The organism is Microbacterium sp. (assembly GCF_051860965.1).
Lineage (GTDB): Bacteria > Actinomycetota > Actinomycetes > Actinomycetales > Microbacteriaceae > Microbacterium.
Map to the genome: position 1 here is coordinate 132,573 of NZ_JBIMKU010000007.1, position 13,436 is coordinate 146,008.

The 13,436-nt window shown below is 69.3% G+C and carries 13 protein-coding genes; 3 read left to right on the forward strand and 10 right to left on the reverse strand.

Annotated features, from left to right (window positions below; all coding sequences use genetic code 11):
- Positions 1 to 33: 33 nt before the first annotated feature.
- The 3 genes from ACTIFV_RS14445 to ACTIFV_RS14455 all read right to left on the reverse strand — a co-directional run bounded on the left by ACTIFV_RS14445 (position 34) and on the right by ACTIFV_RS14455 (position 3,161).
- On the reverse strand, positions 34 to 1,620 hold the full coding sequence (locus tag ACTIFV_RS14445; protein ID WP_439593491.1) for an ABC transporter substrate-binding protein: 1,587 nt from the start codon (positions 1,618 to 1,620) through the stop codon (positions 34 to 36).
- Positions 1,617 to 2,063, reverse strand: coding sequence for a YybH family protein (locus tag ACTIFV_RS14450; protein ID WP_439593492.1), 447 nt, complete (start codon positions 2,061 to 2,063; stop codon positions 1,617 to 1,619). Before ACTIFV_RS14450 ends, ACTIFV_RS14445 begins: the two co-directional genes overlap by 4 nt.
- Positions 2,064 to 2,228: 165 nt before the next feature.
- Complete coding sequence (locus ACTIFV_RS14455) at positions 2,229 to 3,161, reverse strand: dihydrodipicolinate synthase family protein (RefSeq protein WP_439593493.1); 933 nt, start codon at positions 3,159 to 3,161, stop codon at positions 2,229 to 2,231.
- Positions 3,162 to 3,218: 57 nt separating this feature from the next.
- Between ACTIFV_RS14455 and ACTIFV_RS14460 the strand changes: the two genes are divergently transcribed.
- Positions 3,219 to 4,376 (forward strand): NAD(P)/FAD-dependent oxidoreductase, encoded by a 1,158-nt coding sequence (locus ACTIFV_RS14460; protein ID WP_439593494.1) that lies wholly within the window; start codon positions 3,219 to 3,221, stop codon positions 4,374 to 4,376.
- A gap of 15 nt (positions 4,377 to 4,391) precedes the next feature.
- Here ACTIFV_RS14460 and ACTIFV_RS14465 read toward each other — a convergent pair whose 3' ends face one another.
- Positions 4,392 to 6,104, reverse strand: coding sequence for an FAD-dependent oxidoreductase (locus ACTIFV_RS14465; RefSeq protein WP_439593495.1), 1,713 nt, complete (start codon positions 6,102 to 6,104; stop codon positions 4,392 to 4,394).
- Between the two features lie 191 nt (positions 6,105 to 6,295).
- On the opposite strand from ACTIFV_RS14465, the gene ACTIFV_RS14470 reads away from it, so the two are divergent.
- Complete coding sequence (locus tag ACTIFV_RS14470) at positions 6,296 to 7,060, forward strand: SDR family NAD(P)-dependent oxidoreductase (protein WP_439593496.1); 765 nt, start codon at positions 6,296 to 6,298, stop codon at positions 7,058 to 7,060.
- An 86-nt stretch (positions 7,061 to 7,146) separates the two neighbouring features.
- Positions 7,147 to 7,944 carry an IclR family transcriptional regulator domain-containing protein gene (locus tag ACTIFV_RS14475; protein WP_439593497.1) on the forward strand — a complete coding sequence of 266 codons (798 nt, stop codon included), beginning with the start codon at positions 7,147 to 7,149 and terminating at the stop codon, positions 7,942 to 7,944.
- An 18-nt stretch (positions 7,945 to 7,962) separates the two neighbouring features.
- Here ACTIFV_RS14475 and ACTIFV_RS14480 read toward each other — a convergent pair whose 3' ends face one another.
- From ACTIFV_RS14480 to ACTIFV_RS14505, 6 genes are all read right to left on the reverse strand, one after another.
- Entirely contained in the window at positions 7,963 to 8,760 is a 798-nt protein-coding gene (locus ACTIFV_RS14480; protein ID WP_439593498.1) for an amino acid ABC transporter ATP-binding protein, read from the reverse strand.
- Complete coding sequence (locus ACTIFV_RS14485) at positions 8,757 to 9,764, reverse strand: amino acid ABC transporter permease (protein ID WP_439593499.1); 1,008 nt, start codon at positions 9,762 to 9,764, stop codon at positions 8,757 to 8,759. The genes ACTIFV_RS14480 and ACTIFV_RS14485 overlap by 4 nt, the downstream gene beginning before the upstream one ends.
- A complete protein-coding gene (locus ACTIFV_RS14490) occupies positions 9,745 to 10,527 on the reverse strand; it encodes an SDR family NAD(P)-dependent oxidoreductase (protein WP_439593500.1) in 783 nt (260 codons plus the stop codon). The genes ACTIFV_RS14485 and ACTIFV_RS14490 overlap by 20 nt, the downstream gene beginning before the upstream one ends.
- A 55-nt stretch (positions 10,528 to 10,582) precedes the next feature.
- Positions 10,583 to 11,527, reverse strand: a complete 945-nt coding sequence (locus ACTIFV_RS14495) for a transporter substrate-binding domain-containing protein (protein ID WP_439593501.1) — start codon at positions 11,525 to 11,527, stop codon at positions 10,583 to 10,585.
- Positions 11,528 to 11,742: 215 nt separating this feature from the next.
- Entirely contained in the window at positions 11,743 to 12,951 is a 1,209-nt protein-coding gene (locus ACTIFV_RS14500) for a M24 family metallopeptidase (RefSeq protein ID WP_439593502.1), read from the reverse strand.
- A 27-nt stretch (positions 12,952 to 12,978) separates the two neighbouring features.
- The gene (locus ACTIFV_RS14505; protein WP_439593503.1) at positions 12,979 to 13,434 is read right to left on the reverse strand and encodes a YybH family protein; all 456 of its coding nucleotides are present in this window, start codon (positions 13,432 to 13,434) and stop codon (positions 12,979 to 12,981) included.
- Positions 13,435 to 13,436 lie beyond the last annotated feature (2 nt).

Sequence of the window (13,436 nt, forward strand, 5' to 3'; positions counted from 1 at the left end):
GAGACGTTCCCCTCGGGGCGGTGCGTCGTGCGATCAGCGGCCGATGGCCGCGATGTCCAGCGAGAATACCGGGTCGTACTTCACTTCGCCGACGGCGGTGGAGGCGACGACCGAGGCCGCGGGCTGGAACAGCGGGAGGATGACGCCCGCCTCGTTGTGGAGCTCCTGGAACTGCTGGTACAGCGCCTCGCGGGCAGCGGCGTCGGTCTCGGTCGAGACCTCGGCCATGACCGCTTCGAGCTCGGGGTCGGAACCTGCCGCCCAGCCCGCGCGCAGACCGACGATCTCACCCGGGCCGAAGGCCAGGTAGTCGGCCGAGTCCGGGTAGTCCGGGTTCCACAGCCACAGGCCCATCTGCTCGGTGCCGGCGCGGTAGCTCTCGAGCGTGGTCGCGATCGGACCGGGCTTGAGGTTGACCGTGATGCCGACCTCGGCCAGCTGCGCCGCGATGCGCTCGGCGAACGGGCCCATCGAGAGACCGTTGCTCGAGAAGTCGCTCGCGTACTCGAGGTCCGCCGTCAGGTTGCTGCCGGCGCGGGCCGCCGCCGCCTTGGCACGGTCGAGGTCGCGCTCGACCGCCGCGTCGGGCCCGAGCGCACCGAGGTACGACGAGGGCACGATGCCGTAGGCGCGCTCGGCGCCGTCGCCGGCGAGCTCGAGGATGCCGTCGAAGTCGAGACCGTACTTGACCGCCTCGCGGAAGTCGGCCGTCGACGTCACCTGGGACACCTCGGGGTTGGCGTTGAGGAACAGGAAGAAGATCGTGGGCGACTGCGAGGTGCTCACGACCACGTCGCCGCTGAGGCCCGCGATCTGATCCGATCCGAGGTCGAGAGCGACGTCGGCGGTTCCGCTCTGGACGTCCATCAGCTGCGCCTCGGCGGTGGCGTTGCGCAGCACGACGCGGTCGTACTTCGGCGCGTCGCCCCAGTACTCGGGGTTTGCGACCAGGACGGTCTCGGTGGTGGTGTCGAAGGACTCGAGCATGTACGGGCCGCTGCCGGCCGACGTCTCGTTGAGGAAGGACTCCGCGGTGTCGCTGTCCGCGGCGCCTTCGGCGTCGGTGCCGCCGTTCTCCTTGACCAGCGCGCTGTTGACGATGCCGAGCGTGGGGCTCGTCACGATGGCGGGGATGGCGGTGTTGGGCTCTTCGGAGGTGATGACGACGGTCTTCTCGTCGGGGGCGTCGACCGACAGGCCCGACATGAGGAACGAGCCGTTGCCCTGCACGTTCTTGACGCGGTCGAGCGAGAACACGACGTCCGCCGAGGTGAGCGGCGTGCCGTCCGAGAACGTGATGCCGTCGCGGATCGTGAAGGTGTACTCGGTCGCATCGTCGTTGACGGTCCACTCCGAGGCGACGCTCGGGAGCGGCTCCTCGGCGTTGCCGTCGGCGAACGTCAGCAGGCTGTCGTAGACCGCGTGCAGCACGATGCCGCCGGTCGTCTCGAACATGCGCGCGGGGTCCGCCGTCACGAGGTCGAAGGACTTGTCGATGACGAGGGACTCACCGCCGGGCGCACCCGACTCCTCGCTCGCGGGCGCGGAACAGGCACTCATGATGAGGGCGGACACGGCGATGACGGCTGCCGCGCCGACCAGTTTCACAGATCGCTTCACTGTGGATCCTCTTTCTCGGTGATGGGGGTGTTCGGGTGTTCGGGAAGGACGTCTTCGTGATTGTGGACGACGAGCCAGCGGCCGTCGCGACGCTGCCAGACAGCGGTGTTGCGGACGCGCTCGGGAGCCGCGGCGGGGTCGACGAATCGCACGGCGAACGTGTGCCGCACGAGGGCGATGTCGCCCCAGACATCCACCACCGGGTCGGTCACATCGATGCCGGCGACGGATGCGACGCTGCCGGCCGGCCGCGCGTCGCGCAGCGCATCGAGGCCGGTCAGACCGTGGACGAGGGGCTCGTGCTCGGTGTCCCAGATCGTGACGTCGTCGGCGATGTAACTGTCGGCCCGAGCGCGGTCCGACGTCAGGTACGCGTCGTACATCTCGTAGACGGCACGACGGAGCCATTCGGCGTCGGATGACGTCTGGGCATGGTCGGGCATGGGTCTCCTCACCTCGTTGTACGGAACCCTATCGGGTGATTATCACATGAAAAGTATTGCTGTGTTACCAGTATGTTTTGGGAGGTTGTGATGGAACTGAAACTTACATTCGATCACGATCTCGCATCATTTCCTTGCGTGTGAGTCGACGGCGCGTCCGGATCCTCACAGACCCAGATCACGTGTCACGCCGTCGAGTTCGTCGATCACCGCGCCGATGCGCGCGAGGCGCTCCTCGCCCTCGGCACCGAGCTGCGCGAACGTCGTGAGCGGCGGTCGAACCGTGCCGACGGGATACCCCGCGCGCGCGGCGAGGCGCTTCGAGTAGCACTGGTGCCCGTAGGTCGGGTGGCCCTCGGCGATGATCGCGTCGAACTCCTTGATCAGACCGTCGATCCGCCGCGCATCGTCGATGCGCCCGGTCTCGAGCAGCCGCCAGATCCCCGCCGACGCGCGGGGGATGTAGTTCCCGTACGGATTGACGTAGCCCTCGGCGCCGAGCAGGAACGAGTCGACGACCCGCTCGCCCGCGTACACGGTGATGTCGTCGCCCGCGAGGTCGATCACATCGCGCACGCGAGCGATGTCCTGCGAGGACTCCTTGATGTACGAGATCGTCGCGAAGTCCTTCGCCAAGCGGGCGACGAGCTCGGCGCTGAGGTCGACGTTCGAGGTGACCGGGTTGTTGTAGAGCATGATCGGTAGATCCTGCGCCCCGACGATCGCCTCGAAGTACCGGTAGATCTCGTCGTCGGTCGGCGTGTAGTAGTACGGAGAGATGATCATGAGCCCGTCAGCGCCGAGGTCGCGCGCTTCCACGCTCTGCGCGACCGCCTTGGTCGTCGACGCGTCGGCCGTCCCGACCAGCACCGGGATCCGCCCGTCGATGTGGCTGACGGTCTCGCGGATGAGGAGCCGACGCTCTTCGGGCGTGACGGAGAGGAACTCGCCCGTGGTTCCGAGCATGATGATCCCGGGAACACCCTCCGCCAGCTGCCAGTCCAGGAAGGCCTTGAGCCGATCGACGTCGATCGCGCTCAGGTCGTCGGTGAACGGCGTGACCGCGACGGTGTAGGAACCGGAGAACTTCTCACTCATGGATGACCTCTCTGCGCACAGATGTACGTATTGTGAACACCAGGATACGGTGTGCACATGATGAATCGGAAGATCGGCGACGAGATCTTCGACGTGGCCGTCGTCGGCGGCGGCGCGAGCGGCGCCGCCACGGCATACCACCTGAGCGCGGAGGGCCGCACCGTGGCACTCCTGGAGCGCCACGACATGAACACCGAGGCGTCCGGCCGCAACGCCGGAAGCCTCCATGGGCAGATCCAGCACGAGCCCTTCCTCGAAGAAGGCGACGGCTGGGCACGGGCGTGGCTCCCGGCGCTGCGCTTCCTCGCCGACTCCCTCGAGATCTGGGACGACCTGAGCGAAGAGCTCGGCACCGATCTGCAGGTCGGCAAGAAGGGGGGCCTGCTCATCGCCGACGACGAGCGCCAGCTGCCGGCGATCGAGCGCAAGGTCGCCTTCGAGAACAGCGTGGGCATCGACAGTCGCATGCTGACGGCCGCAGACGTCAAGGAGCTCGCGCCGTGGATCACGGACGACGTCGTCGGCGGCGAGCTCTGCCCCATCGAGGGCAAGGCGAATCCTCTGCTCGTCGCTCCGGCGTTCGCGCGTCGGGCGGCGGCGCAGGGCGCGGTCCTGATGCCGCGCACCCCTGTCGAGGGATTCCGCGAAGAGAACGGCGTGCACATCCTGCGCACCCCCCGGGGTGATGTGCGTGCCCGGCAGGTCGTGCTCACCGGCGGCGACGGGATGCCGGGCCTCGGTCGTCACTTCGGCCTCGAGCTGCCGATCTCGAGCGCCGCCGTCCAGGTCAGCGTCACCGAGCGCGTGGACCCGATGGTCTCGCACCTCGTCTACTACGCCGGCGGCAAGCTGACGTTCAAGCAGGCGCAGTCGGGCACGCTGCTCATCGGCGGCGGGTGGCCGGCTCGCCGGAACTCCGCCGGCGAGTGGGTCGTGAACCCCGAATCGCTCCGTGCCAACCTCGCGATGGCGATACGGATCGCCCCGTCGATCGCCGACGTGGCACTGCTGCGCACCTGGGTGGGGATCGGCAACGGCACCCCCGACCACAGTCCGATCATCGGCGCCGTCCCGGGCCATCCGGGAGTGTGGCTCGGCTTCTACCCCTACATGGGGTTCACCGCCTCGCCGCTCATGGGACGCGTGCTGAGCGATCTCGTCCAGGGCAGGGACCCGGGTCGCGACCTGGCGCCGTTCGCCCCCGACAGGTTCTAGCCGGGACGACCGGGCTCAGGGAGCGGCGACGTCGCCGAGCGGCACGGGCTTCACCGGCGCCTGCGGTGCGAAACCCGACCGTTCCGAGACCGGCGCGCCCTGCAGGCGGGCCTCCATCTCGACGAGCACGGGTCCGCAGTAGCGCCCCTGGCACTTGCCCATCCCCGCGCGCGTGACCCGCTTGACGGCGCCGGGCGAGGAGACCCCCTCGGTCATGGACTGCACGAGATCGCCGTGCGTGACGCCCTCGCACCGGCACACGACGGTGCTCGGCTCGGCGAGCTGGTCGGTGAGCGCGGGCGCGGCGAAGAGGGCGTTGACGCCGTCCTGGAAGGAGAGGTGACGCCGCGCGGCGCGCACGATGCGCGGATCGATCGCCGCAGGGCGATCCCGGAGATCCGCGATGACGGCGGCGGCGGCGAGCGCCCCCTGCACCTGCGCGTACTTCGCGCCGCGCACACCCCCGGAGTCTCCGATGACCCACACAGTCGGCACCGAGGTGCGCCCGGTGTCGTCGGTCGCCGTCCGCAGCGCTCCGCGCGCGGGATCGTACTCATGCCGACATCCGAGACTGCGCGCGAGGTCGTTGCTCGGCAGGAATCCGTAGCCGAGGCACACCGCATCGACGTCGAACGTGCGGCGCCGACCCGTTGCGCACCCGTCCACGTCGAGCCGCGCGATCGTCGCCCGCTCGACTCCGCGCTGCGGATCTCCGTCGAGCGACTCGACGACGGAGGCGCTGAGGAGGGGCACGCGACGTCGTGCGAGGGCCGCCAGGTAGCCGACGCCGTCGCGCGTGAGCCCGGGCGCGTTCCACCCCATGCGCAGCCCGGCGGCGGCGCGTGTCGGAGACAGGAAGGCTGCCGCCTCGACGAGGGCCACGATCTCGACGCCCGCCTTGGCCAACTCCGCCGCGAGCTGGATGTTGAGCGGGCCGTTGCCGGCGACGAGCACCCGGGATCCGGGAGCGACCTGATACGAACGCAGGAGGCTCTGCCCCGCACCGGTCGTCATGACACCCGGGAGGGTCCAGCCGGGAAGCGGCACTCCGCGTTCGTAGGCACCCGTGGCGAGCACGACGCGGCGGGGGCGGATGATCCAGCGTTCCGTCTCGGAGCGCACCAGCAGTCGATCGGGCTCGAACGCGGCCCAGACGGATGCCCCGAGCAGCATTCCCGCCCCCGCGCGACGCGCGGCGTCGATGAGCCGTCGACCCGCCGTGTACTGGCCGTCGAGGCGGTCCTCCTCGATCGGCAGAGCCGGATCGGGCTGCTTGTAGTACTGTCCGCCGAGCTTCTTGCGCTCGTCGATCACGAGCACCTCGAGCCCGTCGCCCGCGAGGTCGCGGGCGGCCGCCAGTCCTGCGGGGCCCGCTCCCACCACCAGCACGTCGGGCGTCAGCGCGGACTCGGGGCGCGCAGCTGGCGCGCCGGTGGGCACACGGCGTCGGGACGCCTGGGTCTCGATGACCTGCCCCGCCCGCGCGGGGGTGACGCACGCGAGCTCTCCTTCGCGATGGTCGATGGTCACGGCGCACTCGTGACAGACGCCCATGCCGCACCACACGCCGCGCAGATCCCCGGCGTCGGTGCGACGATTGCCGAGCTCGCCCCCCGCGATCATCGCCGCCGCGACGGTGTCGGAGGCCGCGACCGGAACAGCGCGCCCCTCGTAGCTCAGGGATCCGGATTCGTCGGGGGAACCGATGCCGGGGGACGTCACCCTCATGCGCTCTCCTCATCGCTGGGTCGGAACGGTGGACGATGTGCCCTCCGCGAGCGAGCCGTTCGCGATACGAACGTACCGCCGCAGAACGAACACTACCGCGTATGCTGAGCTGGGTCGACGCGACATGTGCGACCGACACCCGAGGAGGCCCTCCATGGATTCTGCACCCACCGCATGCCCCGGGCGCGCGCATGAATGAGCTCGCCGATCGGACGGTCCTCGTCACCGGAGCATCCGCGGGCATCGGGCGCGCGATCGTCGAGCGTCTCGCGCCGACGGGCGCGCGTGTCATCGCGCATTACCGCTCCTCCGCGGACGGCGCACGCGCCGCGACCGCCGGCTTCCCGGCCGGGATGGCGCACCTCGTCCGCGCGGACCTGTCGTCGCCCGCCGGCGCCGCCGAACTGTGGCAGGCCGCGACCGCGTGGACCGATCGCATCGATGTCGTCGTGCTCAATGCCGCTGTCATGCCGAAGGCGGAGCTCGACGCGCCCGACGATGTCTGGGACGCCGCACTGGACGAGGCGCTGCAGGTGAACACCCGCAGTCAGCTCACCCTCCTGCGACGGGCTGTGGCGCACTTCCTGGACGCTGGTGGTGGATCGATCGTCGGGTTGAGCAGCTGGGCCGCGCAGCGCGGCGCGGGAAACGCCAATCTCGCCGTGTACGCGGCATCCAAGGCTGCGACCGCCGCCGCGATCAAGACGATCGCACGTGCCTACGCGACGAGGAGCGTGTACGCGTACCTCATCGCACCGGGCGTCGTGGACACGCAGATGTCGGCGTCGGCCGGCGCCGACCGCGGGGGGCGGGATGCGTTCCTCCAGACGCTCGCGATGCGGGAGATGGTTCCCCCCGACGAGATCGCCGAGCTCGTCGCTCTGCTCGCGAGCGGTCGGACGCGGCACCTCAGCGGGGCGACGATCGACGTGAACGGAGCGTCGTACATCCGCTGAACTGTGTCGATCGTTCGACATGCGCACACTCCTCAGTAAGGTGAGACGACCCTGCAACGCCGCGAACACTCCTGAGGGAGCACGACATGACCGCCGAAGAGCACCGGCAGCCCTCGGGCGAATTCGTCCAATCACTGTCGAGGGGACTCGCGGTCATCCGGGCCTTCTCCGACGAGCGCACGATGCTCACGCTCGCCGACGTCGCGCGCATCGCGGGACTCAGCCGTGCGTCGGCGCGCCGATCGCTCCTGACGCTCGAGACGCTCGGCTACGTGGGGATGCAGCAGAACCGCTTCTACCTGCGCCCGCGCGTCCTGGATCTCGGGTACGCGTTCCTCTCGTCATCCTCGAGCGTCGACGTGACGCAGGACCACCTGCGCAAGCTCTCGGCGCGACTGGGCGAGTCGTGTTCGGCGTGCGAGTACGACGACGGCGACATCGTCTACGTCGCCCGCGCCGCGGCGGAATCCGTGATGCCTCTGCGGGTCAGCATCGGCCGCCGCATCCCGGCGTTCTGCACATCGACCGGACGCGTCATGCTCTCGGCCATGAGCCCCGAAGACCTCGACCACTTCTTCCGCACGTATCCGCGCGAGAAGTTCACGCCGCAGACGGTGACCGACGAGCAGGAGCTGCGCGAGCGCATCGCGGAGGTGCGCGAACAGGGCTGGGCGCTGAACAACCAGGAGCTCGACCTGGGTGCCCGCTCGATCGCCGCGCCGGTCGTCGACAAGCGCACGGGCGCCTACATCAGCGCCGTCAACATCACGGTGTCGACCTCGCGCGTCTCGGTCGAGGAGCTCATCGCGAACTGCCTTCCGCCGCTCCTCGAGACCACGGCGCAGATCAGCTCCGACATCGCCCTCATGGGCGCTCAGCGCTGACCGGCGGGAGCGTGCCGGTCAGTCCTCGACGTCGCTTCGCGTGTTGAGGATGCGCGCGAGGAAGCGGCGCGTGCGGTCCTCGCGCGGTGCGTCCAGCACCTGATCGGCGGCACCCACCTCGACGATGCGACCGTCGTCCATGAACACGACCCGGTCGGCCACTTCGCGTGCGAACTCGATCTCGTGCGTGACCACGATCATCGTGAGGCCCTCGGAGGCGAGCCGACGCATGACCGACAGCACCTCGCCCACCGTCTCGGGGTCGAGCGCCGACGTCGGCTCGTCGAAAAGCATGACCTTGGGCCGCATGGCCAGCGCACGGGCGATCGCGGCCCGTTGCTGCTGACCGCCCGAGAGCTGGCGCGGGTACGTCGACTCCTTGCCCTCGAGCCGGACCCACTCGAGCAGCTGCTTCGCGTGGGTCTGCGCTTCCGCACGCGGGGTGCCCAGCACCTGGGTCGGCGCCTCGATGATGTTCTCGAGCACCGTCATGTGGCCGAAGAGATTGAAGCTCTGGAACACCATGCCGATCTCGGTGCGCTGGCGCGCCAGGTCGGCGGGAGGGATCTCGACGAGCTGTCCTCGGCTCTCGCGCACGCCGACAATCTCGCCCGCGAGGCGCACGACCCCGCCGTCGGGTCGCTCGAGGTGGTTGACGCACCGCAGCAGCGTCGACTTGCCGGAGCCGGATGGGCCGATGATGCAGACCACTTCGCCCGGGAACACCTCCAGGTCCACGTCGTGCAGCACCTCGAGAGGCCCGAAGCTCTTGCTGACGGACTCGATGCGGATGATCGGGTCGACGACGGTGCTCATGTGCGGGGCGTCTCCTTCGCGGTGAAGGTCGCCGGCGTCGTGCGCGCGATGAGCTTCTTGAGCTTCGTCAGGTATGTGTCGGGCACGTTCCGGGTCGCACCACGGGCGTAGTAGCGCTCGATGTAGTGCTGCCCGATGGAGAGCACCGTCGTGAGGAACAGATACCAGATGCACGCGACCACCAGCAGCGGGATGGTCTCGAAGGTGCGGGCATAGATGACCTGCACGGTGTACAGAAGCTCGCTGATCGCGACGATGCTCACGAGGCTCGTGCCCTTGAGCATCGAGATGACCTGATTGCCCGTCGGCGGGACGATCACGCGCATCGCCTGAGGGAGCACGATGCGGCGCATCGCTCGTCGGCGGGACATGCCGAGGGCGGCCGCCGCCTCCCCCTGACCCTGGTCGACGGACTGGATGCCGGCGCGGATGATCTCCGACATGTACGCGCCCTCGTTGAGCCCGAGTCCGAGCATCGCCGCGACCATCGAGGTGATGACGGTGTTCGTGTCGACCTCGACGAACTGGGGACCGAACGGGATCCCGATGGAGAGCGTCGGGATGAAGCTCGCGAGGTTGTACCAGAACAGCAGCTGCACGAGCAGCGGAGTGCCGCGGAACAGCCAGATGTAGCCGTCCGCGGCGACGTTCAGCAGAAGGCTGCTCGAGATCTTCATGAGCGCCAGGATCAGGCCGATGAGGCAGCCGAGGATCATCGCGACAGCGGTGAGCACGAGCGTCAGCACGACGCCGTCGAGCACCTTGGGGTTGAAGAGGTACTCCGCCACGACGTCCCAGCGCATGGCGTCGGCGGTGAGGAACTTCGAGATGATCTCGAGCACGAACACGACGACGACGATGCGGAGGACCCAGCCGCCGACGCGCCCTGCGATCCGACGACCGCCGCGGGTGCGCGCCTGCTTGCCGCCGGTGTCGCCGCCGATCCGGAGCGTCTCGGTGAGCGGCCCCCGCGCCGTGCGTGCGTCAGGCGCGTCGTTGCTCATGCACGCGCTCTTTCGTGACGGACTCGCCCGGGTGCGGGCGGACGGGGAACATCAGAGGCGGCCGCAGCGCCCGGTGCGACGCATCCCTGTGGGGGCGCGTCCGTACGGCGGAGGCCGGCACCGGCATGTCCTGGCCGGCGTCCAGCCGCTCGAGGGAGGACCAGCCGGGCTCCATGGCGAGCACCGCACCGGTGATGTGCGCCGACGCATCGGAGGCGAGGAAGGCCACCGCGGCAGACGGGTCCACTCCTCTCGGCGAGATCGCATTGACCCGCACGCCGGAGGACCGCATCTCGGTCGCGAGGCTCCCCACCATCTGGTGGAGGGGCTCGCGCGAGGTCGAGGTCGGTCCGTCCCCGCGACCGGCACAGGTAGGTCGCGGGGACGAGATGGCGATGATCGATCCGCGTCGCCGTGCCGCCATCGCGGGGGCGAAGCTGCGGATCGCATCGAAACAGGAGGAGACGCCGCCGTCGCGGTCGTGCGCCGTCGGCCCCGTGCCGACGGCGGCGCAGTGCACGAGGACGTCGGCGACGGCGACCGTCGACGCGAGACCACCCAGGTCGCGGCCCGACACCACCGCGAACGGACGGATGTCGAAGCGACCGTCACCGAGGTAGTGCGCCTCGAGGGCGTCGCCGTCGGGATCGGCGACGATCACGCGTGCACCGAGGTCCGCAAGGGTCGTCGCCACGGACACGCCGCGCGCGCCGGCGGCTCCGAAGACGAGCGCCGTGCGCCCGTCGAGAGCGGTCGATCTCATGTGCGCCCGAGCGGGCGATGCGGTGGCCATGCCGTCGAGATGCCCGTTGCCGGGATCAGTCGGAGACGTCGGGGTTGGCGACGGCTTCGTCGACGAGGCCGAAGTCGATGTCCCAGAAGCCCATGATCTTCTCGTACGAGCCGTCAGCGATCAGCTTGTTCATGGCGGCGGTGATCACCTCGGTCATCTCGGAGTCGCGGCTGACGGCGATCCCCTCGAGGTTCGGCTGGTAGTCGAGCGGCTGGATCTCGAAGCCCTCGGCGCTGCTGTCCTCGCGGAGCAGCCACGAGAGCTGACCCTTCGCCGTCATGAACGCGTCGATGCGGTCGGAGCTCACGGCGAGCTGAGCCGCCCCCTGCTGCGGGAAGGAGTCGATCGTGGGAGCCTCTTCGCCGGCGTCCTCGCACGTCGCGACGATCTCCTCCATCTGGATGAGGAATGCCGAGCCGGCCAGTGCACCCACCCGCAGGCCGCAGAGATCCTCGGGCGTGCTGATCGACAGACCGGCGCCCTCCTTCGTGATGACGCCCGTCGTGCTCTCGTGGACGGCGACGATGTCGACGACGTCGAGGCGCTCCTGGGTCACGATGATCGAGGCCCAGGACGTGTCGTAGCGGCCGTTCTCGATACCGGGGATGAAGGTGTCGAACGCTCCCGACACCTCGGCGTCGTACTCGAGTCCGAGCAGCGCTGCGACCGCGCGGCCGAGGTCCGGCCCCCATCCCGTGATGACGTCGTCCTCGCCGAGGAAGGTGTCGGCGGGCGCGTTGTCGAACTGGATCGCCGTGAGCGTGCCCCGGTCGGCGACCGCCTGCGGCACGATGGCGGCGAGCTCGTCGTCCTTCTGGATGGTGACGCCGGCGACCTCGACGGGACCTCCCGCCGCGTCGGTGGATCCGCTGTCGGCGGGGGTGCCCGAGCAGCCCGTGAGGGCGAGGCCGAACGCGGCGACGGCGGCGAGACCGAGGAGGGTCCGGCGGGGCGCGGTGACGGTGTTCATCGAGACAGCTCCTTCGAGGTGGGGCTGAGTGTCGCCGACCTCAGGACGAGGTGGCGTCGGCGATACTCGCGGAAGTGTTCGTTATACGCACGAGTGTTCACTATGCGTCCAGCGATGTCAACACTCAGGACGGCCGCGTGCCGGCTGTGCCCGAAACGAGACCTGGCTCCCGCCGCAGATGCGGAGGGAGCCAGGTCGGCTTCGCGAAGCGCTGATCAGTCGTTGACGCGCATCGCGTTGTCGAGTTCGTTGATCTTGACCGTCTCGCCGGTCTCGGTCAGCAGGAAGACGTCCTCGACCCGTACGCCGACGCGTCCGGGCCAGAAGACGCTGGGCTCGATCGTGAACATCATGCCGGGCTCGAGGGGCGTGACGTCCTCCTCGGAGATGTACGGCAGCTCGTGCACGTCCTTGCCGATGCAGTGCCCGGTGCGGTGGCGGAACCAGTCTCCGTATCCGGCCTCCTCGATGACCGCGCGCGTCGCGCGATGCACATCGCCACCCGTCGCCCCGGGGACGGCTGCCTTGCGGCCGGCCTCCTGCGCAGCCATGACGACGTCGTAGACGAGCTCGTACTCCTCGTCGGGCTGGCCGATGTGCACCGTCCGCCCGAAGTCCGAGCAGTACCCCTCGACGATCGCCCCGAAGTCGAAGTTGACCCCGGCGCGCTCGGGCAGGGCCTTGCGCGAGAGGCGCTCGCTGGCGTCCCGTTCGATCCCCTTGCCCATCGCCCAGACGGCGGTGTCGAAGGACGACGACGGCGAGCCGAGCTGACGGATGCGCAGGTCGATCTCCGAGGCGAGCTCGAGCTCCGTGATGCCCGCCACGACGCGGTCGCTCACGGCGGCCATCACCTGGTCGACCATGCGGGCGGCCTCGGTCATGAGCTCGATCTCGTGCGCGTCCTTGATGCGGCGGATGCCGTTGATGATCTCGTCCGCGACCAGCAGGTCGGCGTCCGGACGGTGCGCGCGCAGCTGCAGCGTCGTCTCGGCCCACGTGCGTCCGCTCACGGCGATGCGCGCCTGGGCGTCGGATTCGTGCACGCACGACTCGTCGCCGGGCGCGCCGCCCACGGCGACGCGCCGCGGGCGCTTCGCGAACGTGTCGAACGCGCGGCGGAACACCTCCGCCCCGTCATCCGACTCCGTGGCCGTGATGATGTCACCGGTGACCCCGCCGGGCAGGTGGAACTCCTGGTGGTGCCGGGTGAGGACGAAGAGCGGCTCCTTGCCCGGAGCGAAGAACGCACCCGAGATCCAGTGGTTCGTGTAGCCGATGTTGCCGAACGAGGGTACGCCGCGCTCGAGGCCCGTGAAGTACTCGAGATCGGTCTGCGACGCGGGCAGGAACAGCACGTCCACGCCGGCGGCGTCCAGTCTCTCGTCGAGCCGGGCTCTGCGCGAGACGTAGTCGATGGCCATAGGGGTCCTTTCGATGGGGGTGGATGCTCAGGCGAGAGGTTCGACCGAGAACAGGTCTTCGTGGGAGTGGATGATGTGCCAGGCGCCGTCGATGCGCCGCCAGCCCTGGCTCACTCGCATGAGCTCCCGGGCGGTGCCGTCGGCATCCACGCGTTCCACGCGCAGCACGTGCCGCGCGACGGCGAGGTCGCCGGACACGTCGATGATCGGCTCATCGACCTCGATGCGGGTCGTGACCTGCTCCGCCTCGCCCGTCGGGCGGGTCGCCCGGATCGCGTCGAGCTCGCCGAGCCCGCGCGCGATCCGCTCGGTGACGGCATCCCAGATCGTCGCGTCGGGATGGATGCGTCGGTCGATGCGAGCCCGGTCGCCGGCGAGGAAGGCGGTGTAGATCGCCTTCTGCTCGTCCCAGATCTCGCGCTGGTCGGCGTCGAACGACGACGTGTCGCTCGCGTCGACGACCTCGCTGGCTGGTGCGGTCATGG